Annotated in this window: 23 protein-coding genes; 17 read left to right on the top strand and 6 right to left on the bottom strand. The window is 65.1% G+C overall.

The window, feature by feature from the left end:
• Window positions 1-4: 4 nt before the first annotated feature.
• The 17 genes from DW352_RS06325 to DW352_RS06245 all read left to right on the top strand — a co-directional run bounded on the left by DW352_RS06325 (window position 5) and on the right by DW352_RS06245 (window position 17,438).
• A complete protein-coding gene (locus tag DW352_RS06325) occupies window positions 5-334 on the top strand; it encodes a DHCW motif cupin fold protein (RefSeq protein WP_115689565.1) in 330 nt (109 codons plus the stop codon).
• Between the two features lies 1 nt (window position 335).
• Entirely contained in the window at window positions 336-953 is a 618-nt protein-coding gene (locus DW352_RS06320; protein WP_115689563.1) for an NADH-quinone oxidoreductase subunit C, read from the top strand.
• Window positions 953-2,143 (top strand): NADH-quinone oxidoreductase subunit D, encoded by a 1,191-nt coding sequence (locus DW352_RS06315; RefSeq protein ID WP_115689561.1) that lies wholly within the window; start codon window positions 953-955, stop codon window positions 2,141-2,143. Before DW352_RS06320 ends, DW352_RS06315 begins: the two co-directional genes overlap by 1 nt.
• A complete protein-coding gene (gene nuoE, locus DW352_RS06310) occupies window positions 2,140-2,943 on the top strand; it encodes an NADH-quinone oxidoreductase subunit NuoE (protein WP_115689559.1) in 804 nt (267 codons plus the stop codon). The genes DW352_RS06315 and nuoE overlap by 4 nt, the downstream gene beginning before the upstream one ends.
• Window positions 2,944-2,953: 10 nt before the next feature.
• Window positions 2,954-4,255: an NADH-quinone oxidoreductase subunit NuoF gene (gene nuoF / locus DW352_RS06305; RefSeq protein ID WP_115689557.1), complete on the top strand. Its 1,302-nt coding sequence runs from the start codon at window positions 2,954-2,956 to the stop codon at window positions 4,253-4,255.
• Window positions 4,256-4,323: 68 nt separating this feature from the next.
• On the top strand, window positions 4,324-6,396 hold the full coding sequence (gene nuoG / locus DW352_RS06300) for an NADH-quinone oxidoreductase subunit NuoG (RefSeq protein ID WP_115689555.1): 2,073 nt from the start codon (window positions 4,324-4,326) through the stop codon (window positions 6,394-6,396).
• 2 nt (window positions 6,397-6,398) lie between these two features.
• Window positions 6,399-7,433 (top strand): NADH-quinone oxidoreductase subunit NuoH, encoded by a 1,035-nt coding sequence (gene nuoH, locus DW352_RS06295; protein WP_162826817.1) that lies wholly within the window; start codon window positions 6,399-6,401, stop codon window positions 7,431-7,433.
• 7 nt (window positions 7,434-7,440) lie between these two features.
• Complete coding sequence (gene nuoI, locus DW352_RS06290) at window positions 7,441-7,929, top strand: NADH-quinone oxidoreductase subunit NuoI (RefSeq protein WP_115689553.1); 489 nt, start codon at window positions 7,441-7,443, stop codon at window positions 7,927-7,929.
• Between the two features lie 147 nt (window positions 7,930-8,076).
• Complete coding sequence (locus DW352_RS06285; protein WP_115689551.1) at window positions 8,077-8,694, top strand: NADH-quinone oxidoreductase subunit J; 618 nt, start codon at window positions 8,077-8,079, stop codon at window positions 8,692-8,694.
• Window positions 8,691-8,999 carry an NADH-quinone oxidoreductase subunit NuoK gene (gene nuoK, locus DW352_RS06280; RefSeq protein WP_115689549.1) on the top strand — a complete coding sequence of 103 codons (309 nt, stop codon included), beginning with the start codon at window positions 8,691-8,693 and terminating at the stop codon, window positions 8,997-8,999. Before DW352_RS06285 ends, nuoK begins: the two co-directional genes overlap by 4 nt.
• A 7-nt stretch (window positions 9,000-9,006) precedes the next feature.
• Window positions 9,007-11,076 (top strand): NADH-quinone oxidoreductase subunit L, encoded by a 2,070-nt coding sequence (gene nuoL / locus DW352_RS06275; protein WP_115689547.1) that lies wholly within the window; start codon window positions 9,007-9,009, stop codon window positions 11,074-11,076.
• A gap of 18 nt (window positions 11,077-11,094) precedes the next feature.
• Window positions 11,095-12,633 (top strand): NADH-quinone oxidoreductase subunit M, encoded by a 1,539-nt coding sequence (locus tag DW352_RS06270; RefSeq protein WP_115689545.1) that lies wholly within the window; start codon window positions 11,095-11,097, stop codon window positions 12,631-12,633.
• Window positions 12,630-14,069, top strand: a complete 1,440-nt coding sequence (gene nuoN, locus DW352_RS06265) for an NADH-quinone oxidoreductase subunit NuoN (protein WP_115689543.1) — start codon at window positions 12,630-12,632, stop codon at window positions 14,067-14,069. Before DW352_RS06270 ends, nuoN begins: the two co-directional genes overlap by 4 nt.
• Before the next feature lie 127 nt (window positions 14,070-14,196).
• Window positions 14,197-14,913, top strand: coding sequence for a biotin--[acetyl-CoA-carboxylase] ligase (locus DW352_RS06260; RefSeq protein ID WP_245434341.1), 717 nt, complete (start codon window positions 14,197-14,199; stop codon window positions 14,911-14,913).
• On the top strand, window positions 14,913-16,583 hold the full coding sequence (locus DW352_RS06255; RefSeq protein WP_115689539.1) for a ribonuclease J: 1,671 nt from the start codon (window positions 14,913-14,915) through the stop codon (window positions 16,581-16,583). The genes DW352_RS06260 and DW352_RS06255 overlap by 1 nt, the downstream gene beginning before the upstream one ends.
• A 156-nt stretch (window positions 16,584-16,739) precedes the next feature.
• Window positions 16,740-17,144, top strand: a complete 405-nt coding sequence (gene mce / locus DW352_RS06250) for a methylmalonyl-CoA epimerase (RefSeq protein WP_115689537.1) — start codon at window positions 16,740-16,742, stop codon at window positions 17,142-17,144.
• Window positions 17,145-17,159: 15 nt separating this feature from the next.
• Complete coding sequence (locus tag DW352_RS06245; RefSeq protein WP_115689535.1) at window positions 17,160-17,438, top strand: DUF1467 family protein; 279 nt, start codon at window positions 17,160-17,162, stop codon at window positions 17,436-17,438.
• A 254-nt stretch (window positions 17,439-17,692) separates the two neighbouring features.
• Here the strand turns inward: DW352_RS06245 and copD are convergent, their stop codons facing one another.
• The 6 genes from copD to DW352_RS06215 form a co-directional block, all read right to left on the bottom strand.
• Window positions 17,693-18,919, bottom strand: a complete 1,227-nt coding sequence (gene copD / locus DW352_RS06240; RefSeq protein WP_115689533.1) for a copper homeostasis membrane protein CopD — start codon at window positions 18,917-18,919, stop codon at window positions 17,693-17,695.
• 31 nt (window positions 18,920-18,950) lie between these two features.
• Window positions 18,951-19,313, bottom strand: coding sequence for a copper homeostasis periplasmic binding protein CopC (gene copC, locus DW352_RS06235; RefSeq protein ID WP_210209938.1), 363 nt, complete (start codon window positions 19,311-19,313; stop codon window positions 18,951-18,953).
• 16 nt (window positions 19,314-19,329) lie between these two features.
• The gene (locus DW352_RS06230; RefSeq protein ID WP_115689529.1) at window positions 19,330-19,857 is read right to left on the bottom strand and encodes a YcnI family protein; all 528 of its coding nucleotides are present in this window, start codon (window positions 19,855-19,857) and stop codon (window positions 19,330-19,332) included.
• A gap of 14 nt (window positions 19,858-19,871) precedes the next feature.
• A complete protein-coding gene (locus tag DW352_RS06225; RefSeq protein WP_162826816.1) occupies window positions 19,872-20,216 on the bottom strand; it encodes a copper uptake system-associated protein in 345 nt (114 codons plus the stop codon).
• Between the two features lie 114 nt (window positions 20,217-20,330).
• The gene (locus DW352_RS06220) at window positions 20,331-22,445 is read right to left on the bottom strand and encodes a TonB-dependent receptor family protein (RefSeq protein ID WP_115689525.1); all 2,115 of its coding nucleotides are present in this window, start codon (window positions 22,443-22,445) and stop codon (window positions 20,331-20,333) included.
• 57 nt (window positions 22,446-22,502) lie between these two features.
• Window positions 22,503-22,865 carry a DUF2946 family protein gene (locus DW352_RS06215; RefSeq protein WP_115689523.1) on the bottom strand — a complete coding sequence of 121 codons (363 nt, stop codon included), beginning with the start codon at window positions 22,863-22,865 and terminating at the stop codon, window positions 22,503-22,505.
• Window positions 22,866-22,902: the final 37 nt, after the last annotated feature.

The raw sequence follows: 22,902 nt of genomic DNA, 5'->3' as shown, positions 1-22,902 counted from the left end.
CGTCATGCAGATGGCCGGCATCCCGTTCGGAACGACAGACTGGGCCAGCGTCGAGGCGACGACGCATCAAGGCGATTCCGGGACGGCGACCTGGCGTACGCGTCAGTTCGGCGATATCCGGGTGCGCCTCGTCGACTACTCGCCCGGTTACGTGTCGGACCACTGGTGCGAGAAGGGCCACATCCTGTTCTGCGTTGACGGTGAGCTCACCACCAACCTCAAGGATGGCCGCGCCTTCACGCTCAAGCCGGGCATGAGTTACCAGGTGGCCGATGGAATCGACGCCCATCGGTCCCAGACAGCGCATGGCGCGCGCCTCTTTATCGTGGACTGACATGCAAGACACGCTCGACAACCTCGGCCACGCGATCAAGACGGCATTGCCGTCGGCGATCATGGGTCACGAAGTGGCGCATGGCGAATTGACCGTGCTGGCCCGCGCGGCCGATGTCGTGAAGGTCGCGACCTTCCTCCGCGACGACCCGGCCTGCCAGTTCGTCTGCATCATCGACGTCACCGCCATCGATTGGCCGGGCCGCGAGCAGCGCTTCGATGTCGTCTATCACTTCCTGTCGCCGCGGCTGAATCAGCGCATCCGGCTCAAGGTGCAGACCGACGAGGTCACGCCGGTGCCGTCGCTGATCGACGTGTTCAGGGGCGCCGACTGGTTCGAGCGCGAGACTTACGATCTCTATGGCGTGCTGTTCACCGGCCATCCGGATATGCGCCGAATCCTCACCGATTACGGCTTCCAGGGGCATCCGCTGCGCAAGGATTTCCCGCTGACCGGCTTCGTCGAGGTGCGCTGGGACGACGAGCAGAAGCGCGTCGTCTACGACAAGGTTCAGCTCGCGCAGGAATTCCGCAACTTCGACTTCCTCTCGCCGTGGGAAGGCACCGACTACGTGCTGCCGGGCGACGAAAAAGCGAAGACCGAGGGTAAGGGCTCGTAATGGCCGAAACCGCGCTCCGCAACTTCACCATCAACTTCGGGCCGCAGCATCCGGCCGCGCACGGCGTGTTGCGCCTCGTGCTGGAACTCGACGGCGAAATCGTCGAGCGCGTCGATCCGCATATCGGCTTGCTTCATCGCGGCACCGAGAAGCTGATCGAGGCCAAGACCTATACGCAGGCGGTGCCGTATTTCGACCGGCTCGACTACGTCGCGCCGATGAACCAGGAGCACGCTTTCTGCCTGGCGGTCGAAAAGCTCCTGGGCATCGAGGTACCCAAGCGCGCGCAGCTCATCCGCGTTCTGTACTCCGAGATCGGCCGCATCCTGTCGCATCTCTTGAACGTCACCACACAGGCGATGGACGTCGGCGCGCTCACCCCGCCGCTGTGGGGCTTCGAAGAGCGCGAGAAGCTGATGGTGTTTTATGAGCGCGCCTCCGGCTCGCGCATGCACGCCAACTACTTCCGGCCGGGCGGGGTGCATCAGGACCTGCCGGCCAAGCTGATCGACGATATCGACGCTTGGTGCGATCCGTTCCTGAAGGTCGTCGACGATCTCGACGCGCTGCTCACCGGTAACCGCATCTTCAAGCAGCGCAACGTCGATATCGGCGTCGTGTCGCTGCAGGACGCCTGGAACTGGGGCTTCTCCGGCGTGATGGTGCGCGGCTCGGGCGCGGCCTGGGACCTGCGCAAGTCGCAGCCTTACGAATGCTACGCCGAGCTCGAATTCGACATTCCGATCGGCAAGAACGGCGACTGCTTCGACCGCTATCTCATCCGCATGGAAGAGATGCGCCAGTCGATCAAGATCATGAAGCAGTGCATCGCCAAGCTGCGCTCGCCTGAGGGCCAAGGGCGCGTGCAGGTCGACGACCACAAGATCGTGCCGCCCAAGCGGGGTGAGATGAAGCGTTCGATGGAAGCGCTCATCCATCACTTCAAGCTCTTCACCGAGGGCTATCACGTGCCGGCCGGCGAAGTGTACGCGGCTGTCGAAGCGCCCAAGGGCGAGTTCGGGGTCTATCTCGTCTCCGACGGCACCAATAAGCCGTACAAGTGCAAGATCCGCGCGCCGGGATTCGCGCATCTGCAGGCCATGGATTTTCTCTGCAAGGGTCACATGCTCGCTGACGTCTCCGCCATCCTCGGCTCCCTCGATATCGTGTTCGGGGAGGTCGACCGATGAGCGTCCGCCGTCTCGCGCCGCCGGAGCAGCAGCCGAAAGAGTTCTCCTTCACCAAGGAGAATGTCGACTGGGCCAAGGCGACCATCGCGAAATATCCGGAAGGCCGGCAGTTCTCGGCTGTCATCCCGCTGTTGATGCGCGCCCAGGAGCAGATCGGCGGCTGGCTGCCGCAGAAGGCGATCGAGCGCGTCGCCGACATGCTCGGCATGCCCTACATTCGCGCGCTCGAGATCGCGACTTTCTATACGCAATTCCAACTGGCACCGGTCGGGCGCAAGGCGCATATCCAGGTCTGCGGCACGACGCCGTGCATGCTGCGCGGCGCCGGCGAACTGATCAAAGTCTGCCAGCACCGTATCCACCACGATCCCTTCCACCTGTCGGAAGATGGCAACCTCTCCTGGGAGGAAGTCGAGTGCGCGGGCGCCTGCGTGAACGCGCCGATGGCGCAGGTGCACAAGGACGTCTACGAGGATCTGACGCCTGAGAGCTTCGAGAAGATCATCGATGCGCTGGCGCGCGGCGAGAAGCCGAAGACGGGTCCGCAGATCGGCCGGCGAAGCTCCGAGCCGGTGTCCGGTTTGACAAGCCTGACCGATCCGTCGCTGTTCGACGGTTCGATGGTCGGGCAGGGCGCCGGCCTTGCGGCCGCACGCGCGGCGGTGGCCAGCCGGCAGGCGCCGGCTCCAGCCGCCGATGCGCCGGCCAAGCCGCCGGCGGCGCCGGCAGTGAAGGCCGAGGGCGAAGCCGACCGCGAGAAGGTCGGCGGCAAGCCGACCAGCGGCAAGAAGGGTAAGTGAGGCGCGGACGATGCTTTCGGACAAGGACCGCATCTTCACCAACATCTACGGTCACCACGATTGGGGCCTCGATGGCGCGCGCAAGCGCGGCTCCTGGGATGGCACGAAGGTCATTCTCGACGCCGGGCGCGACTGGATCATCGACCAGATGAAGGCGTCGGGCCTGCGCGGCCGTGGCGGTGCCGGCTTCCCGACGGGTCTGAAATGGTCGTTCATGCCGAAGCAGATCGGCGAGCGGCCGCATTACCTTGTCGTCAACGCCGACGAATCCGAGCCGGGCACCTGCAAAGACCGCGAGATCATGCGGCACGATCCGCATCATCTCGTCGAGGGCTGCCTGATCGCGGGCTTCGCCATGGGCGCGCACACCGCCTACATCTACGTGCGCGGCGAGTTCATCAACGAACGCGAGAATCTGCAGGCGGCGGTCGATCAGGCCTATGCGGCCAATCTGATCGGCAAGAACAACGTGCACGGCTGGGATTTCGATATCATCGTGCACCACGGCGCCGGCGCCTATATCTGCGGCGAAGAGACCGCCCTGCTCGAAAGCCTCGAAGGCAAGAAGGGCCAGCCGCGCCTCAAGCCGCCATTCCCGGCCAATGTCGGTCTCTATGGCTGCCCGACGACGGTGAACAACGTCGAGTCGATCGCGGTGGCGCCGACCATCTTGCGGCGCGGCGCGTCGTGGTTCGCCGGCATCGGCCGGGCGAACAATGTCGGCACCAAGCTGTTCGGCATCTCCGGCCACGTGAACACGCCCTGCATCGTCGAAGAGGCGATGGGCATTCCGTTCAAGGAACTGATCGAGAAGCACGGCGGCGGCGTCCGCGGCGGCTGGGACAATCTCCTCGCCATCATCCCCGGCGGCGCCTCCTGTCCGATCATTCCGGCCGCCGATTGCGCTGACCTGATCATGGACTTCGACGGCACGCGCGCGGCGAAGTCGAGCTTGGGCACTGCCGGCGTCCTCGTGATGGACAAGTCGACGGATGTCGTCCGCGCCATCGCGCGCATCTCGTACTTCTTCAAGCACGAAAGCTGCGGCCAGTGCACGCCGTGCCGCGAGGGCACCGGCTGGATGTGGCGCGTGCTGTCGCGCATGGCCGAGGGCCGCGCGCAGAAGCGCGAGATCGACATGCTGCTGGACGTCACCAAGCAGGTCGAAGGCCACACCATCTGCGCGCTCGGCGACGCGGCGGCTTGGCCGATCCAGGGCCTGATCCGGCATTTCCGACCCGAGATCGAAGCGCGCATCGACCGGTATGCGGCCAATCCGCATTCCGAGCCGGTTGCCGAGGCGGCGGAGTAGGCGATGACCGAGGCGCGCCATCAATTCTGGAAGACGGCGCGTTGCGGCGCGCCCAGCGAGCACGCGGCATGACAAAAGTTATCATCGACGGCCAGGAGATCGACGTTCCGCCGGAGTACACGCTGCTCCAGGCGTGCGAAGCGGCGGGTGCGGAGATTCCGCGTTTCTGCTTCCATGAGCGGCTGTCGATCGCCGGCAATTGCCGCATGTGCCTCATCGAGGTGAAAGGTGGCCCGCCGAAGCCGGTCGCGTCCTGCGCCCAGAACGTGCGCGACCTGCGGCCTGGCCCCAACGGTGAGCCGCCGGAGATGTTCACCAAGACGCCGATGGTGAAGAAGGCGCGCGAAGGCGTGATGGAGTTCCTGCTGATCAACCATCCGCTCGATTGCCCGATCTGCGATCAGGGCGGCGAGTGCGATCTGCAGGACCAGGCCATGGCCTATGGCGTCGACTCCTCGCGCTATGCCGAGAACAAGCGCGCGGTCGAGGACAAGTATATCGGCCCGCTGGTGAAGACGATCATGACGCGGTGCATCCACTGCACGCGCTGCGTCCGCTTCACCACGGAGGTCGCCGGCGTCAACGAGCTCGGCGCCATCGGCCGCGGCGAGGACATGGAGATCACGACCTATCTCGAGCACGCGATGACGTCGGAGCTGCAGTCCAACGTCGTCGATCTGTGCCCGGTCGGCGCGCTCACCTCCAAGCCTTACGCTTTCACCGCGCGCTCGTGGGAGCTCGGCAAGACGCAGTCGATCGACGTGATGGATGCGGTCGGCTCGGCCATCCGCGTCGATACGCGCGGCCGCGAAGTGCTGCGCATCCTGCCGCGCAACAACGACGCGGTGAACGAGGAGTGGATCTCCGACAAGACCCGCCACGTCGTCGACGGCCTGCGCACGCAGCGGCTCGACCAGCCGTATGTGCGCGTCAATGGCCGCCTTGCGCCGGCCTCGTGGAAGGAAGCCTTCGCGGTCATCGCCAACAAGGTGAAGGCGACGAACGCCAACAAGATCGGCGCCATCGTCGGCGATCTCGCCGGCGTGGAGGAGATGTTCGCGCTCAAGGATCTGATGGGCCGCCTCGGCAGCGCTAATATCGACGCGCGTCAGGACGGTGCGCCGTTCCATCCCAAGCACGGCCGCGCTTCGTATCTGTTCAACGCCACCATCGCCGGCATCGAGCAGGCCGATGCGCTGCTGATCATCGGCGCCAATCCGCGCCGCGAGGCGGCGGTGCTCAACGCGCGCATTCGCAAGCGCTGGCGTCAGGGCAACTTCCCGATCGCGCTGATCGGCGAGCAGGCCGATCTGACCTACGCTTACGACTATCTCGGCGCCGGCGCGGAGACGCTGGCTGGTGTCGCCGCTAGCAAGTTCGGCGAGACGCTGAAGGCGGCGAAGAATCCGCTGATCATCCTCGGCGCCGGCGCTCTGGCGCGCGCCGATGGCGCGGCGCTGCTGGCGCTCGCCGCCAAGGTCGCGGCCGATATCGGCGCGACGAAGGACGGCTGGAACGGCTTCTCGGTACTGCACACGGCGGCCTCGCGCGTCGGCGCGCTCGATCTCGGCCTGGTGCCGGGCGAGGGCGGCAAGACCGCGCACGAACTCGCCAACGGTCAGGCGGATGTGGTGTTCCTGCTCGGCGCCGACGAGATCGACGTGAAGCCGGGCGCCTTCGTCGTCTATATCGGCACGCACGGCGATCGCGGCGCGCACCGCGCCGACGTCATCCTGCCGGGCGCGGCCTATCCGGAGAAGTCGGCGATCTACGTCAACACCGAAGGCCGCGTGCAACTGGCCAACCGCGCCGCGTTCCCGCCGGGCGATGCCCGCGAGGACTGGGCGATCCTGCGCGCGCTGTCGGACGTGCTCGGCGTGAAGCTGCCGTACGACTCGCTCGGCGCGCTGCGTCAGCTGATGTTCGCCGCGCATCCGCATTTGATGCGCCTCGACCAGATCGAGACCGGCGACATCGCGCACATCGGCTCGCTCGCCAAGCTCGGCGGCGCGCCGGACAAAGCGCCGCTGCGCTCGCCGGTCACCGACTTCTATTTCACCAACCCGATCGCCCGTGCCTCCGCCATCATGGCGGAATGCTCGGCCCTGGCGAACGCGGCCCACAAGACCGCGGCGGAGTAGGGATGATGGACTTCTTCTGGACCTATCTCTGGCCTCTGATCATCATCGTCGCGCAGTCGCTGCTGATGCTGGTGCTGCTGCTGGTGGCGATCGCTTACGTGCTGCTCGCCGACCGCAAGATCTGGGCGGCGGTTCAGCTCCGGCGCGGCCCCAACGTGGTTGGGCCGTGGGGCCTGTTCCAGTCCTTCGCCGACTTGCTCAAGTTCGTGCTGAAGGAGCCGGTCATTCCGGCGGGCGCCAACAAAGGCGTGTTCCTGCTGGCGCCGCTCGTCTCCTGCGTGCTCGCGCTCGCCGCCTGGGCGGTGATGCCGGTGAATGCCGGCTGGGTGATCGCCAACATCAATGTCGGCATTCTCTACATCTTCGCGATTTCCTCGCTCGGCGTGTACGGCATCATCATGGCCGGCTGGGCGTCGAACTCGAAGTATCCGTTCCTCGCCGCGCTGCGCTCCGCCGCGCAGATGGTGTCGTACGAAGTCTCGATCGGCTTCGTCATCATCACCGTGCTGCTGTGCGCCGGTTCGCTGAACCTGTCGGCGATCGTCGAGGCGCAGGATTCGAAGTGGGGTCTGCTCGGCTGGTACTGGCTGCCGCTGCTGCCGATGTTCGTCGTGTTCTTCATTTCGGCGCTCGCCGAGACGAACCGCCCGCCCTTCGATCTCGTCGAAGCGGAGTCCGAGCTCGTCGCCGGCTTCATGGTCGAGTACGGCTCGACCCCGTACATGATGTTCATGCTGGGCGAGTACGTCGCCATCGCCACGATGTGCGCCATGGGCACGATCCTGTTCCTCGGCGGCTGGCTGCCGCCGGTGCCGTTCGCGCCGTTCACCTGGGTGCCGGGCGTGATCTGGTTCGTGCTCAAGGCTCTGTTCATGTTCTTCCTGTTCGCCATGGCCAAGGCCATGGTGCCGCGCTATCGCTACGACCAACTGATGCGGCTCGGCTGGAAGGTGTTTCTACCGCTGTCGCTCGCCATGGTCGTTATTGTCGCCGGTGTGCTGCAATACGGCGGCTTGGCGATGCAGGCGGTGAAGTGAGGTCGCTATGAGACTCGTCGGCGCCGCCAAGGCCCTGTTCCTCTGGGAGTTCGTGACCGGCTTCGTGCTGGCCATGCGCTATTTCTTCAGGCCCAAGGCCACGCTCAATTATCCGTTCGAGAAGAACCCGATTTCGCCGCGCTTCCGCGGCGAGCACGCGCTGCGCCGTTATCCTAACGGCGAAGAGCGCTGCATCGCCTGCAAGCTGTGCGAGGCGATCTGCCCGGCGCAGGCGATCACGATCGAGGCGGGGCCGCGCCGCAACGACGGCACGCGCCGCACGACCCGCTATGACATCGACATGGTGAAGTGCATCTACTGCGGCCTCTGCCAGGAGGCTTGCCCGGTGGACGCCATCGTCGAGGGGCCGAACTTCGAGTTCGCCACCGAGACGCGCGAGGAGCTCTATTACGACAAGGAGCGCCTGCTCGCGAACGGCGATCGCTGGGAGCGCGAGATCGCCAAGAACATCGCGCTCGACGCGCCTTATAGGTGATTTGGAGATGAGCAAGGCGTTGCCAAGCATTCAGCGTCATGGCCGGGCTCGTCCCGGCCATCCACGCCTTTCTTTGTTGATCGCTCGTAAGACGTGGATGCCCGGCACAAGGCCGGGCATGACGGCGGAGAGCGTGGAGCTTTGTTCATGATCGCCGCGCTCTTCTTCTACCTCTTCGCCGGCATCTGCGTCGCGAGCGCCTTCATGGTGATCGCGTCGAAGAACCCGGTGCATTCGGTGCTCTATCTCATCCTGGCCTTCGTCAACGCGGCGGGCCTGTTCGTCATGATGGGCGCCGAGTTCCTGGCGATGATCCTGATCGTCGTCTATGTCGGCGCCGTCGCCGTGCTCTTCCTGTTCGTCGTCATGATGCTCGACGTCGACTTCGCGCAGCTCAAGCAGGGCGCGCTGCAGTATCTGCCCGTCGGCCTGCTGATCGGCGGCATCTTCCTCGCCGAGCTTGTGCTGGTCGTGGGCGCCTGGGCAATCGGTCCGGGCGTGCCGACGGCCATCACCGCGCCGATCCCGGCCAACGTGACGAACACGCAGGCGCTCGGCCTCGTGCTCTACACCAAATACGTCTACTTCTTCGAAGCGGCGGGTATGATCCTCCTGGTCGCCATGGTCGGCGCCATCGTGCTGACGCTGCGCCACAAGGAGCGGGTCAAGCGCCAGAGCATCCCGGTGCAGAACGCGCGCACGCCGGCGACCGCGATTGAAGTCGTCAAGGTCAAGACCGGCCAGGGCCTGGGGAGCAACGTATGACGATCGGCCTCGGTCATTATCTCAGCGTCGCCGCGATCCTGTTCACGCTCGGGATCTTCGGCATCTTCCTGAACCGGAAGAACGTCATCATCATCCTGATGTCCGTCGAGCTCATCCTGCTGTCGGTCAACATCAACCTCGTGGCGTTCTCGACCCATTTGGGCGACATCGTCGGCCAGGTCTTCGCGCTGTTCGTGCTCACGGTCGCCGCGGCGGAAGCCGCCATCGGCCTCGCTATCCTCGTGGTCTTCTTCCGCAACCGCGGCTCGATCGCGGTCGAAGACATCAATCTGATGAAGGGCTGACGGGCTAATGTACCAGGCCATCGTTTTCCTTCCGCTGCTCGGCGCGATCCTGGCCGGCCTGATCGCGATCATTGGCGCGCGCGGCCGCTTCCCGGGGCAGGGGCCCGCGCCGGACGACGGCAGCCACGCCGTTCACCACGCCGCGCACGATGCGCACCACGGCGATGAAGCGCATGGCCACGACGACCATGGCCATGGCCCGGTCGAGCCTGCGGCCGTCGGCTCCCGCACGGCCGAGCTGATCACCACGACGCTCTTGATGATCTCGATGGTGCTGTCGTGGATCGCGCTGGTGCAGGTCGGCTTCGGCGGCCAGGACATCCGCGAGCCGTTGATGCCGTGGATCGTCGCCGGCGACCTGAAGGTCGACTGGGTCCTGCGCATCGACACGCTGACCGCCGTGATGCTCGTGGTGGTGAACTCGGTCTCCGCCTTCGTGCACCTCTATTCGATGGGCTACATGCACGAGGAGCCGTACCGGCCGCGCTTCTTCGCCTATCTGTCGCTGTTCACCTTCGCCATGCTGATGCTGGTGACCTCCGACAATCTGGTGCAGATGTTCTTCGGCTGGGAAGGCGTGGGTCTCGCCAGCTATCTGCTGATCGGCTTCTGGTACCAGAAGCCCGAAGCCTGCGCCGCCGCCATCAAGGCCTTCGTCGTTAACCGCGTCGGCGACTTCGGCTTCGCGCTCGGCATCTTCTCGATCTTCTATCTCACCGGCGCGATCGACTTCGACACGGCCTTCGCGCAGGCGCCGTCGCTGGTCGGCAAGACCATCCTGTTCTTCGGCTGGCACGTCGACGCGCTGACGCTGACCTGTCTGCTGCTGTTCATGGGCGCCATGGGCAAGTCGGCGCAGTTCCTGCTGCACACCTGGCTGCCGGACGCCATGGAAGGCCCGACGCCGGTCTCCGCGCTGATCCATGCAGCGACCATGGTCACCGCCGGCGTGTTCATGGTGGCGCGCCTGTCGCCGCTGTTCGAACTCTCGCCGAACGCGCAGACCTTCGTGACCTTCATCGGCGCCACCACGGCAATCTTCGCGGCCACCATCGGTCTCGTGCAGAACGACATCAAGCGCATCGTCGCTTATTCGACCTGCTCGCAGCTCGGCTACATGTTCGTGGCGATGGGGGTGGGCGGCTACTCGATCGGCATGTTCCACCTGTTCACGCACGCCTTCTTCAAGGCACTGCTGTTTCTCGGCTCGGGCTCGGTGATCCACGCGATGCACCACGAGCAGGACATCCGGAACATGGGTGGCCTGAAGGACCGCATCCCGTTCACTTACGCGGTGATGATCGTCGGCACGCTGGCGCTCACCGGTTTCCCGCTCACCGCCGGCTACTTCTCCAAGGACGCCATCATCGAGGCGGCCTATGTCGGCAAGAACCCAATGGCGCTCTATGCCTTCGCCTGCGTGGTGGTGGCGGCGCTGCTGACCTCGTTCTATTCCTGGCGCCTGGTGTTCAAGACCTTCCACGGCGAGCCGCACGACCGGCAGCACTGGAAGGACGCGCACGAGAGCCCGCTGGTGATGCTGATCCCGCTCGCCTTTCTGGCGATCGGCTCGTTCGCCGCCGGCTTCCCGTTCAAGGAGATCTTCGCCGGCCACGGTGTCGAGCACTTCTTCCGCGGCTCGCTGACCTTCGGCAAGGACAACCACATCCTCGAGGAGATGCACCACATCCCGCTCGGCATCACGACCTTGCCGACGGTGATGATGGCGGTCGGCTTCGTCATCGCCTGGGTGTTCTACATCAAGCGTCCGGACATCCCCGTCGAGCTCGCGCGCCAGCATCGGCCGCTGTACCTGTTCCTGCTCAACAAGTGGTACTTCGACGAGCTGTATGACGTGATCTTCGTGCGCCCGGTGAAGTGGCTCGGCCGCACATTGTGGAAGCGCGGCGACGGCTGGCTGATCGACGGCTTCGGTCCGGACGGCGTATCGGCCCGGGTGCTCGACATCACGCGCGGTGTCGTGCGGCTGCAGACCGGCTACCTCTATCACTATGCGTTCGCCATGCTGATCGGCGCGGCGCTGCTGATCACCTGGTTCATGTTCTCGGTGCACTAACGGGCGGATGCGACTTTGATGACCCTCAATTGGCCGATCCTCTCCGTCACCACCTTCCTGCCGGTGCTGGGCGCCGTGCTCATCATGCTGCTCGTGCGCGGCAATGAAGGGCTCGCCAAAGGCACCGCGCGGTGGATCGCGTTCTGGACCACGCTCGTCACGTTCGGCGTGTCGCTGCTGCTGGTGAAGGACTTCGATGCCTCGTCCGCCGAATTCCAGTTCGTCGAGAGGCACGACTGGCTGGGCGTCGCGTCCTACCACATGGGCGTCGACGGTATTTCGCTGCCCTTCGTCATCCTCACGACGGCGCTGATGCCCCTGTGCATCATGGCGAGCTGGGTGTCGGTGCAGAAGCGCGTCAAGGAATACATGATCGCGTTCCTGGTGCTCGAGACCTTGATGATCGGCACCTTCTCGGCGCTCGACCTCGTCCTGTTCTATCTGTTCTTCGAGGGCGGCCTGATCCCGATGTTCCTGATCATCGGCGTCTGGGGCGGGCCGCGCCGTGTCTACGCCTCGTTCAAGTTCTTCCTCTACACGCTGCTCGGCTCGGTCCTGATGCTGCTCGCCATCATGGCGATGTACTGGCAGGCCGGCACGACCGACATCACCGTGCTTCTCAAGCACGGCTTCCCGTCGGGTCTGCAGCAGTGGGCGTGGCTGGCATTCTTTGCCTCCTTCGCTGTGAAGATGCCGATGTGGCCGGTGCACACGTGGCTGCCGGACGCGCACGTCGAGGCGCCGACCGCGGGCTCGGTGATCCTCGCGGCCATCCTGCTGAAGATGGGCGGCTACGGCTTCCTGCGCTTCTCGCTGCCGATGTTCCCGGAGGCGAGCCATTACTTCGCGCCGTTCGTCTTTACGCTCTCGGTCGTCGCCATCGTCTATACCTCGCTGGTGGCGCTGATGCAGGAGGACGTGAAGAAGCTGATCGCCTATTCGTCCGTGGCGCACATGGGCTTCGTGACCATGGGCATCTTCGCGGCGACGACGCAGGGCGTCGCCGGCGGCATCTTCCAGATGATCTCGCACGGTATCGTCTCGGGCGCGCTCTTCCTGTGCGTCGGCGTCGTCTACGACCGGCTGCACACGCGCGAGATCGCCGCCTATGGTGGCCTCGTGAACCGCATGCCGGTCTATGCCTTGATCTTCATGCTGTTCACCATGGCCAATGTCGGCCTGCCGGGCACCTCGGGCTTCGTCGGCGAATTCCTGGCGCTGATCGGCACCTTCAAGGCCAACATCCAGGTCGCCACCATCGCCACGCTGGGCGTCATCCTGTCGGCGGCGTATGCATTGTGGCTCTACCGCAAGATGATCTTCGGCAAGCTCCGGCCGGGCCTCGAAAGCATGAAGGACATCGGCTGGCGCGAGGCGGTGATCTTCGCGCCGCTCGTGGTGCTGACCATCCTGTTCGGCGTCGCGCCTAAGCCCGTGCTCGACATGTCGGCGGCGTCCGTCGCCCAGTTGCTCGACGGCTACAACAAGGCCATCGCTGTCAAGAAGACGGCCGAAGCCGTCCCGCCCCAAGCTCCGACCGCAGGCATCGCGCAATGAACGAGTTGACGACCCTGAACGCTTACGCGCCGCTTCTGCCGGAGATCGTCCTGGCCTGCGGCGCCATGCTGATGCTGATGTTCGGCGCCTTCGCCGGCGAGCGCAGCGCGAATTTCGTCAACGGCCTTTCGATCCTGATCCTGATCGTCGCCGGGGCGGCGGTCGTCTGGCTGCCCGGCGGAAAGACGACCATGTTCGGCGGCAGCTTCATCATCGACGATTATGCGCGCTTCCTGAAGCTGCTTGCGATCACCGGTTCGGCCGGCGCGTTGCTGCTGTCGCTGAACTTCCTCACGCGCGAGAAGCTGCAGAAGTTCGAATACGGCGCGCTGTTCCTCCTGTCGACGCTCGGCATGCTGATGCTGATCTCGGCCGGCGATCTCCTGGCGCTCTATCTCGGCCTCGAGCTGATGAGCCTTGCGCTTTACGTGGTCGCGGCGTCCAACCGCGACAGCGTCAAGTCGACCGAAGCGGGCCTCAAATACTTCGTCCTCGGCGCGCTGTCTTCGGGCATGCTCCTCTATGGGGCGTCGCTGATTTACGGCTTCACCGGCACGATCGGCTTCGCCGGCATCGCCAAGGCGACGATGAGCGGCCCGAACGTCGGCTTGATCTTCGGCCTCGTGTTCCTGTTCGCCGGCTTCTGCTTCAAGATCTCGGCGGTGCCGTTCCACATGTGGACGCCCGACGTCTATGAAGGCTCGCCGTCGCCGGTCACCGCTTTCTTCGCTTCGGCGCCGAAGGTCGCCGGCATCGCCATCTTCGTGCGCGCCGCCGTGACCGCGTTCCCCGGCATTGTCCACGAATGGCAGCAGATCGTGGTGTTCGTCGCGATCGCCTCCATGGCGCTCGGTTCGTTCGCCGCCATCGGCCAGCGCAACTTGAAGCGCCTGTTGGCCTATTCGTCGATCGGCCACATGGGCTTCGCGCTGGTCGGCTTGGCAGCCGGCACGCCCGAGGGCGTGCAAGGCGTGCTGATCTATATCTCGATCTACGTGGCGATGACGCTCGGCTCCTTCGCCGTGGTCATCAGCATGCGCCGCGACGGCGTCATGGTCGAGAACATCAACGATCTCGCCGGCCTGTCGCGCACGCATCCGACGATGGCGTTCTTCTTCGGCATGCTGCTGTTCTCGCTGGCCGGCATTCCGCCGCTCGCGGGCTTCTTCGCGAAGTACTACGTGTTCCTGGCCGCCATCAAAGCGGGCCTGTTCACGCTGGCCGTGCTCGGCGTCCTGGCGAGCGTCGTGGGCGCCTATTACTACCTGTTGATCGTCAAGATCATGTACTTCGACGAGCCGGTGAAGGGCTTCGAGCCGATGCCGATGCTGCTGCGCCTCGTGCTCGGCGTGGCGGGCCTCGCGAACCTGTTGTTCTTCGCCTATCCGGCGCCGCTGGTCGGCGCGGCGACGGCGGCGGCGAAATCGCTCTTTTGATGTGATCCCCCGAGGGGCGATCGCGCCCGCGCGTGATCCCGAAAAGTGGATACCGGTTTTCGGATAAGATCACGCGCTGAAAAACGAGATGAACCGCGAAGCCACGGACCTGGCGGGGGTCCGACACGTGACTTACGAAACGCTCGGCTCGACCAATGCCGAGGCGCTGGCGCGTGCGCGTGCCGGCGAGGGTGGTCCTTTGTGGATCACGACCCGCACCCAATTGGCCGGACGCGGCCGGCGCGGCAGCGCCTGGGTGTCCGAACCCGGCAATCTCTACGCCACTTTGTTGCTCACCGAGCCGTCCCCCAAGGATCTCGCGCCGCAATTGGCGTTCGTGACGGCGCTGGCGGTGCACGACGCGGTCGCCGAATGCGCGCCGCAACTCGGGCCTATGCTCAGCGTGAAGTGGCCGAACGACCTGTTGCTCGGCGGCAAGAAGCTCGCCGGTATCCTGATCGAGGGTGAGAGCGATCCGCGGTTCGCCGTGGCGATCGGCATCGGCGTGAACTGCGCGCATCATCCGGCCGACACGCGCTATCCGGCAACCGACCTGGCGGCCGCCGGCGCCATCGTCGCGCCCGGCCATCTTGCCGGCGTGTTGTCCGCCGCCATGCAGCGCCGGCTGGCGCAGTGGCAGCGCGGTGAGCGCTTTGCATCGATACGGACCGACTGGCTCAAACGCGCCGCCAATCTCGGTCGCGACATTCAAGTGCGCTTGCCCGAGCGCGAACTGACCGGGCGTTTCGAAGGAGTGGATGAATTGGGTCGCTTGCTGCTGCAGGGTCCGTCGGGGCCGACCGTGGTCACCGCCGGTGAAGTTTTCGGGCTAGGAGCATCCTGATGGCGCGCGGACAGCAAGAATTGGTGTTCGCGCCGCTTGGCGGCGTCGGCGAGATCGGCATGAACCTGTCGATCTACGGCCTCGGCCCCGAGAACCGGCGCCAATGGCTCGCGGTCGATGTCGGCGTCTCCTTCGCGGCGGAGGAGCATCTGCCGGGCGTCGACCTCATTTTGCCGGACATCCGTTTTCTGGAATCCGAACGCAAGAACCTCGCCGGCATCGTCATCACCCATGCGCACGAAGATCATTTCGGCGCGCTGTTCGAGCTGTGGCCGAAGCTGAAGGTGCCGGCCTATGCGACGCCGTTCACGGCGGCGATGATCGAGGCCAAGCGCCGTGGCGAACCGGGTGCACCGGAGATCGAAGTGAAGACGATCCCGGTCGGCGGTCGCTTCACGGCCGGACCGTTCGACGTCGAACTGGTCACCGTCGCGCATTCGATCCCCGAAGCCAATGCGCTGATCATCCGCACGCCGCTCGGCAACGTGCTGCATACCGGCGATTGGAAGATCGATCCGACGCCGATCCTCAACGATCCGACCGATGAGAAGAAGCTGCGCGCGTTCGGCGAGGAGGGGTGCCTGGCGCTGATCGGCGACTCCACCAACGCCATCCGCGAAGGCCGCTCGCCGTCGGAGGCCGACGTCGCCAAGACGCTGACCGAGATCATCGGCAACGCGCGCGGGCGCGTCGCCGTCACCACCTTCGCGTCGAATGTGGCGCGGCTGCGCGCCGTGGCGGAGGCCGCGCGCACGGTCGGCCGCGAGGTCGTCGTGGTCGGCCGGGCGATGGAGCGCGTCGGCTTGATCGCGCGCGAACTCGGCTATTTCGATGGCATTCCGGATTTCCGGCCGATGGATGCCTACGGCTATCTGCCGCCCGACAGAGTGGTGGCGCTGTGCACGGGCAGTCAGGGCGAACCGCGCGCGGCGCTCTCGCGCATCGCCGAGGACCAGCATCCGGAAGTCACGCTGTCGAGGGGCGACACCGTGATCTATTCGGCGCGGACCATTCCCGGCAACGAGAAGGCGGTCGGCCGCGTCATCAACGGCCTGATCAACCAGGGCATCGAGGTCATCACCGACCGGACGCATCTTGTGCACGTGTCCGGACATCCGCGCCGGGCCGAAGTCGAGATGCTGCTCGGTTGGGTCAAGCCGAAGATGGTGCTGCCGGTGCACGGCGAGGCCCTGCATTTGAACGAGCACGGCAAGCTTGCCCGCCAGTGCGGCGTGAAGACCGTGCTCCAGTGCCGCAACGGCGATCTGATGCGGCTGGCGCCCGATCCCGGTCTGATCGACGAGGTGCCGGCGGGCCGCATCTACAAAGACGGCTGGCTGCTGGTCGACGCGCAGGCGCGCACCGTCGCGGATCGCCGGCGCTTGAGCTTTGCCGGCGCGGTGTCGGTCGCCGTGGCGCTGAGCGAGAAGGGCGAGATGATCGACGATCCGTCGGTCGATCTCATCGGTATCCCCGAGCGCGATCGCGAAGGGGCGTTGCTGCACGAGCTCGTCGTCGACGCCGTGCACGAGACCTACGATTCACTGCCGCGCGCCAAAAGGCGCGATCCCGACACCGTCGCCGAAGCGATGCGTCGCGCGGTGCGCGCGCGTGTCGCCGAGCGTTGGGGCAAGAAGCCGATGTGCTATGTGCATGTCTTGGCGGTATGATGAAAATTATTCGTCATTCCGGGGCGCGAGCGTTAGCGAGCGAACCCGGAATCCAGAAGCTTTGGCTCGATTCCGGGTTCGCGCTTTCAGCGCGCCCGGAATGACTGACTTTAGATTGGCGGCTATCATCGCGCGCCGGAATGAGGTGAGGGAAACATGATCGGCCGTCTCAATCACGTTGCCATTGCTGTGCGCGACATCGCCAAAGCGTCGGCTGTCTATCGCGATACCTTGGGCGCGGAGGTGTCCGAGAAGGTGGCGCAGCCCGATCACGGCGTCTCCACCGTGTTTATCCATCTGCCGAATACGAAGATCGAGCTGTTGGAGCCGCTGGGCGAGGGATCGCCGATCGCGAAATTCCTCGACAAGAATCCCGACGGCGGCATCCATCACGTCTGCTACGAGGTCGATGACATCAAAGCCGCGCGCGACAAGCTGAAGGCCGATGGCGCGCGTGTGCTCGGCGATGGCGAGCCGAAGATCGGCGCGCACGGCAAGCCGGTGCTGTTTCTGCATCCGAAGGATTTCTGCGGCACGCTCGTCGAGCTCGAGCAGGCGTAAGGAAAAACACACGTCATGAGTATCACCACCGTTATCGCCATCTACTTCGTGCTGTGGTGGGTGGTGTTGTTCGCCGTCCTGCCGTGGGGGATCCGCAGCCAGCACGAGAGCGGCGAAGAGATCGCCCCGGGCACCGATCCGGGCGCACCTGCGGCGCACGTCATCGGCCGCAAGTTGCTTTGGACGACGATCTACACCAGCGTGATCTTCGCGATCCTCTACGTGCTGTACACGCAGAATCTCATTCCGTTCGATTGGCTGGGCGCGATTTCAACGCCGCCGCGTCAGCAATAACGCCGGAGCGTCGCGCAAAAAAAAAGAGCAGGGCGCCTTGGCCCTGCTCAACTTATTTTATGTCCCTCGTCCTCGACTCTTATTGCTTGAAGCTTCGATCGAGGCGGCAGCGGTTTTATCGCGCCAAGGACTTACTTCCCTCCCAAGACTTGGACCGCATTGTTGGAGCCGGTCTTGTTGCCGGAATCTCCAGTCACACGGACATGTGAAGAGGCTAGCTGAACAAAAACGCACTGTCATCAGGAATTGACGAGTCAGCGTGCGATAACGATCGGCGCATCGAGCACGATTTTGGAACCCTCACGCGGCGTTATAGTCAGCCGCACGGTCCAAACGCCGTCTTGCGTACAATCCACGTTGCTGACTCGCCATGTGCCGTCGTCTTCTCGCACTGCAACATGCTCGATTGTTGAGCGTGCGTTTTTATTCGGCGGCTCGAGTGCCACCGTAACGGCGCGAGCGGCTAATTCGCTCATGTCATCGCGCCAGAGACGCGTACCAATTTCGACACGACCGACGCGACCAGGGTTGATCGTGACGTCGGCCATCGCCGCCGCGGTGTGTATGTGAACGAACGTAGCGTCGTCCGGGATGGTGCTCGTGGTGGAGTGGGCGTGGCCGCCGGGGGGCAACGTGCCTATGACTGCAACGAGGGCGAGGACCGCGAGGCCCAGGCCGGTTTCGGCAAGCGTGTTGCGACCAAGGGCCGTCCGCGCGCGGGCTGAAGGAAGCGCCGGCGTCAGGCGGAAACGGTTGACCGCGGCAAAGGCCAGCATCGCGGCGAAAAGAACGAGCTTGAGCGTGAGCCGCTGGCCGTATTCGGTATACAGAAGGTCCCGCGTGCCGCTCAGCAGGTAGCAGCTGTTGATAATCCCGCTGCCGAGGAGCGTCGCGACGGAGACGACCGCGAGCTGAGAAAACCGGCGCGTGGTCCAAACGATGCGGTCGTCGGCGTGCGGATCGCCGGGCGCTTCCCGCAGCGACAGCAGGAAGGCCGGCAGGCCGCCCAGCCACGCCCCGGCGGCCAGGAGATGCAGCGCGTCGGCCGTGATCGCGCCATAGCCCGCCGGACCGGGCAAGGCGCCGGCGTGGCCGGTCAGGGCGGGCAGGGCGACGAAGCCGAGCGCCAGGACGCCCTGAAGCGGTCGTGCGCGGGCCAAAGGCACCAAAAGCGCCAGGAGCACGGCGAGCAGCAGCCGGACCGCCGCCACCTGACCGAAGCGGATATCGGTGACCACCGGCCAGGCGCCGCCCGGCGTCACTTCCGCAATGGGAACGCCGAGGACGTCGGCTGCCACCAGCGCCAGCCATGCGAGGCCAGAAAGCACCGCTAGCGCCAACGCCACAAGCGCAAGGAGGCGCAGGCGACGATCGAGGGCGGCCGGGATCGGCCGGGGCACGAGCAGGGCAAACCAGATCGTGCCGCCGGCCGTCAGCGTCGCGGCGAAGTGGACCAAGCGCGCCAGGATCAGCGGTTCCATCGCGACCTCGCCCGGGACGTCACCTGGGCCCTCACGGACCGACGCGGAAGGTGAAGTCGCCCTGCGAGCGATGCGTATCGACCGAGAGCACGCGCCATTTCACGGTGTAGGTCCCGGCGGCGAGCGGCTTGAGCTTGACCCGCAATTGCGCCGTGTTGCCGGGTACGGCGGCCGCCGCGCCGTCCTGCACCGCGGCGCCTTTGGCGTCGCGCACCTCGATGCTGCTGAATTTCGGCTCCACGGCTTCGGTGAACCAGAGCATCACCTCCGGCGGCGGCTCCTTCAGCGCCGTGCCGGCCGCCGGTGTCGAACGGTCGAGATGGGCATGCGCGAAGGCAGCGACCGGTGCCATCAAGGCACCGGCGCAGACGAGGGCGAAAGAAACAGAACGCAAGCGTCGCATGTCAGCCTCACTTCTTCGGGGTCAGCATAACGCCCGGCGCCGGATCGCCGAGGTGAGCATCGGGCTTGTCGGCCGCCGGCACCTCGACCCACTGATGCTCGCCGCGTTCGCAGGTCTGCACCACCGGGAAATAGAGCATGCGCCCGGGTGTGAGGTCACCGGCGATAAACGCCGACAGCACGAACTCGTCGTAGAACGCGTCGGGCAGGTTGCCGCCGCTCCAGGTCACGGTCGTCACGCCTTCGGAGAAAGTCGCGCCGTGATAGAAGCTGTAGGTCTTGGCATAAGGGCCGCGCATCGTCGCGATCTGCCAGCCGGGCTTGACCATCGGCTTCACCGCGATGACGCCTTCCGGAATGCGCACCGTGAGCCGCACGGTCGACGATTGGTCGCAGCCATGCGGCACGCGGAACACCGCCTTGTAGGGGGCGCCGACCGGTGCCTCTGCCTGTTCGAGGGTGACGTGTGCGGCAGCGGAAGCCGCAACGAGTGCAAGCGATGCGGCGAGCGCAAGTTTTGTTATCGTGACTTTCATGATCTTCCTCGTTGTCAATGATGATGCGGCGGGTGGCCGCCATGGTCGTCCATGGTGACCAGCCCTTCGAAGCGCCCGAACATGGCGATGCGTTCGGGTGCGATCTTGCTTTCGGCGTCGCTTAACGCTGCGATCAGTGACTGGGCGTGGTCGTCAGATAATCCGGCCATCCGCAGCGCTTCGCTTGTCGTGAGTTGATCGCCGGCGCAAAGCACAATGGCCCAGACGCCGTTCTTGCGACGGAGCAGAGCCCGCCCGCCCATGTCTGCTTGCGTCCAACCTGCGATCGCATGATCGGCGACGATCACGACCGGCGCGACGGTGAGTGGTGCGTCAGGCTTGTCGAATTGCGCCATCATGACGTGCTGGATCGCTTGGCTATCCGCGTTGCGGGCCGTCTCGGCGCCCGCGGAGTTGGCGGCGAGGAGCGTTGCGACGACAAGCAGGAGTCTCATGAGCATCATGCTTCCTCCCTACAGCTTGAAGCGCAGGCCGGCGAAGATGCTGCGGCCATTGCCCGGGTTGTACAGACGCGAGCCTGCATTGGCGCGGTCGATGACGCTGGTCGCGGCGATGTACGTCGTGTCGGCGAGGTTGCGCGCTTCGATGTAGGCGCTGACATTCTTGCCGTCGTCGTAGACGGCGCGCAGGCCCCACAGCATGTAGGACGCGGTCGTCATCGTGTTGGCGCTGTCGACGAAATAATCGCTCGGCACCCATTCGATATTCGGACCGAACGAGATGCCGGAGGGATGCTTGTAGAGCAGCTCCGCCCGCAGATAATGCGGCGGCGCGCCCGGCAACCGGTTGTTGCCGAAGGTGGCGTCGTTGTCATACCGGAAGTCGTTGTAGGTGTAGGCGGCGTTGAGCCAGATCTTGTCGCGCGCCGTCAGCGTGTCCTTGAGAAGGGCGACGCCGAAGCCGAGCTCGAGGCCCTGGTGCACCGTGCGGTCGGCATTGGTGACGTTGCAGTTTCCGAAGGAGTTGGTGAAGCACTGCAGCTCGTTGCGGATCTCGGCGCGGTAGAGCGCCACGTCCCAGGTGAAGTCCGGCCGCCGGCCGCGCGTGCCGATTTCGTAGGTCGTCGCCGTCTGCGCCTTGATGTCGTACCACGGCACGGTGCTGCCCTGGCCTTCGCCGAAGCTCGGGGCTTCGCCGCTGCGCGAGACATTCGCGAAGACTTGTGTGTCGCGTGCCGGCTCCCACAGGACGCCGACTTTCGGGCTCCAGAGGTCGAAGGTGGCGCGGCCGGCAAGATCGCCCTCGATGGTGTAGTTCACAGTCTGCTGGCGCACCGCGTGCAGATACTGCGTGCCGGCGACGAGCGCGACCGACGGCACGACGTAGAACGCGTTCTCGAAATAGGCCGTGTAGTTCTCCGGGGTCTGCGTCAGCGACTTGGTCTTGATGCCTTTGTTGCCGCCGGTGTTGACGTACTGATCGGCATCGATGGTGCCGTTGAGGACGTTGATGCCGAAGGTGAAGCGGTTGCGATGGCCGGCGAGCGGGGCCTCGTGGACCAGCCGCCCGAAGCCGCCATAATCGCGGTAGCGGTAGTCGAGCCATTCGTAGATCGGATGCATCAAATGGCGGTCGATGCCGTACAGGCCGACGTCGACGGTCGTGTCGCCGAAGCGCAGGGTTGTCTTGTTGGCGACCCGCGCGGTGTCGATGTTGCGCTGCCAGTCGTTGTTGACGTTGTCGGTCCAGGCCTTTTGCGGATTGCTCAGCGCCGACGCCTTGTCGACCTCGCCGGGGATGCGCTGGCGGACGCGGTTGAAGTTCAGATAGAACCGCGTCTCGATGTCGGGCGTGAACTGATAGCCGAAATTGGCGCTCGCGCGCTGGCCGTGGCCGCCGCTGTGATCGCGATAACCGTCGCCGGTGAAGTTCGAGCCGGTGACGAAGAAGTCGAACGGCCCGTAGGCTTTGCCGGAACTCATCTGCTCGCGCAGATAACCGTAGCTGCCGCCGTCGATGCGGCTTTCGAACACGCTCGCGTCACGCCCCGTCGGCGTGACGAAGTTGATGGCGCCGCCGAGCGCGTTGGCGCCGAAGCGCAGCGCATTGGCCCCCTTATAGACCTCGACATAACGGTAGGCGGTCGGGTCGATTTCCTGGAAGTCGCCGTAGCCGTCCGAGGTGTTGATCGGAATGCCGTCCATCAGCAGCTGCGTCGAGCGCAGATGGAAGTTGCGCGACAGCCCTGAGCCGCGGATCGAGAATCGCGCGTCGTCGCCCCATTTCGGTTGGGCCCAGACGCCCGGCGTGTAGTCCACAATGTCCTTGATGGTGCGGGCCGCGGTGTCCTTGAACGCCGTGTCGGGCACGACTTCGACGGCGCCGGGCGTCTGCTCGACGGCGCGGCGCGCGGCTTCGGTGCCGGGTGAGGTCAGCGCGCCAGGCGAGCCGACGACAATCTCCGGAATCTGAACGGCATCTTGGGCTTTGGCATTGTGCGGCCAGCAGGCCGCGACAAGCGCCATCGCACCGAGATAGCGGTGCACGGCGAGGGAACGAGAGATGGGGCAGGCGACATCAAACGCACGCGTTGCGCGCGCGCGGCCACGAGGGCTCGGGCGAGACATGGAAACGGTCCTTGCAACAACAGAAACGGGAAGGGCGGCCGTGACGGCCGCGGGACTTCACGCCTGTTGCGGCGGACCTCGGGCGAGCTTGGGATCGGACGTGAGGCCGTCACGTTGCGGCAGGCTGACGGGGCTCAGAAGCGCAATGACGCGCTCCGGCAAAAGCCGCCCGAGCAGAACGACATCCGGCTCGGCCGCCGGGCCCGTGGCGCTGCAGAGGTTGCAGTGATCGCAGGCCGAGGTCGGTTTGGACAGCGGCGCACCGGGCGTCGTATCGGACGCGACGTCCGCCGGGCTGGGGCTGTGGCAGATCACCAGGAACGGATCGACGGAATTGCCGCCGCCGGCCAAGGCCATTGCGGGCGCGGCAAGCGCCCACAGCATGGTGTGCATGGCGACCGCGAAGATCGCCAGCATCATCACGCTTGTTTTAAGCCGTTGCCGCAAACCCGCGACT

The sequence above is a fragment of the Pseudolabrys taiwanensis genome (genome assembly GCF_003367395.1).
GTDB lineage: Bacteria > Pseudomonadota > Alphaproteobacteria > Rhizobiales > Xanthobacteraceae > Pseudolabrys > Pseudolabrys taiwanensis.
The sequence above is the reverse complement of the archived record's forward strand: the minus strand, read 5'-3'. Positions and strand labels throughout refer to the sequence as shown.

What these genes read in the sequence shown, in the direction of transcription:
- DW352_RS06325 (WP_115689565.1), top strand. Translation starts at nt 5, where the DNA reads ATGCAGATGGCCGGCATCCCGTTCGGAACGACAGACTGGGCCAGCGTC.
- DW352_RS06320 (WP_115689563.1), top strand. Translation starts at nt 336, where the DNA reads ATGCAAGACACGCTCGACAACCTCGGCCACGCGATCAAGACGGCATTG.
- DW352_RS06315 (WP_115689561.1), top strand. Translation starts at nt 953, where the DNA reads ATGGCCGAAACCGCGCTCCGCAACTTCACCATCAACTTCGGGCCGCAG.
- nuoE (WP_115689559.1), top strand. Translation starts at nt 2,140, where the DNA reads ATGAGCGTCCGCCGTCTCGCGCCGCCGGAGCAGCAGCCGAAAGAGTTC.
- nuoF (WP_115689557.1), top strand. Translation starts at nt 2,954, where the DNA reads ATGCTTTCGGACAAGGACCGCATCTTCACCAACATCTACGGTCACCAC.
- nuoG (WP_115689555.1), top strand. Translation starts at nt 4,324, where the DNA reads ATGACAAAAGTTATCATCGACGGCCAGGAGATCGACGTTCCGCCGGAG.
- nuoH (WP_162826817.1), top strand. Translation starts at nt 6,399, where the DNA reads ATGATGGACTTCTTCTGGACCTATCTCTGGCCTCTGATCATCATCGTC.
- nuoI (WP_115689553.1), top strand. Translation starts at nt 7,441, where the DNA reads ATGAGACTCGTCGGCGCCGCCAAGGCCCTGTTCCTCTGGGAGTTCGTG.
- DW352_RS06285 (WP_115689551.1), top strand. Translation starts at nt 8,077, where the DNA reads ATGATCGCCGCGCTCTTCTTCTACCTCTTCGCCGGCATCTGCGTCGCG.
- nuoK (WP_115689549.1), top strand. Translation starts at nt 8,691, where the DNA reads ATGACGATCGGCCTCGGTCATTATCTCAGCGTCGCCGCGATCCTGTTC.
- nuoL (WP_115689547.1), top strand. Translation starts at nt 9,007, where the DNA reads ATGTACCAGGCCATCGTTTTCCTTCCGCTGCTCGGCGCGATCCTGGCC.
- DW352_RS06270 (WP_115689545.1), top strand. Translation starts at nt 11,095, where the DNA reads ATGACCCTCAATTGGCCGATCCTCTCCGTCACCACCTTCCTGCCGGTG.
- nuoN (WP_115689543.1), top strand. Translation starts at nt 12,630, where the DNA reads ATGAACGAGTTGACGACCCTGAACGCTTACGCGCCGCTTCTGCCGGAG.
- DW352_RS06255 (WP_115689539.1), top strand. Translation starts at nt 14,913, where the DNA reads ATGGCGCGCGGACAGCAAGAATTGGTGTTCGCGCCGCTTGGCGGCGTC.
- mce (WP_115689537.1), top strand. Translation starts at nt 16,740, where the DNA reads ATGATCGGCCGTCTCAATCACGTTGCCATTGCTGTGCGCGACATCGCC.
- DW352_RS06245 (WP_115689535.1), top strand. Translation starts at nt 17,160, where the DNA reads ATGAGTATCACCACCGTTATCGCCATCTACTTCGTGCTGTGGTGGGTG.
- copD (WP_115689533.1), bottom strand. Translation starts at nt 18,919, where the DNA reads ATGGAACCGCTGATCCTGGCGCGCTTGGTCCACTTCGCCGCGACGCTG.
- DW352_RS06230 (WP_115689529.1), bottom strand. Translation starts at nt 19,857, where the DNA reads ATGAAAGTCACGATAACAAAACTTGCGCTCGCCGCATCGCTTGCACTC.
- DW352_RS06225 (WP_162826816.1), bottom strand. Translation starts at nt 20,216, where the DNA reads ATGATGGCGCAATTCGACAAGCCTGACGCACCACTCACCGTCGCGCCG.
- DW352_RS06220 (WP_115689525.1), bottom strand. Translation starts at nt 22,445, where the DNA reads ATGTCTCGCCCGAGCCCTCGTGGCCGCGCGCGCGCAACGCGTGCGTTT.
- DW352_RS06215 (WP_115689523.1), bottom strand. Translation starts at nt 22,865, where the DNA reads ATGATGCTGGCGATCTTCGCGGTCGCCATGCACACCATGCTGTGGGCG.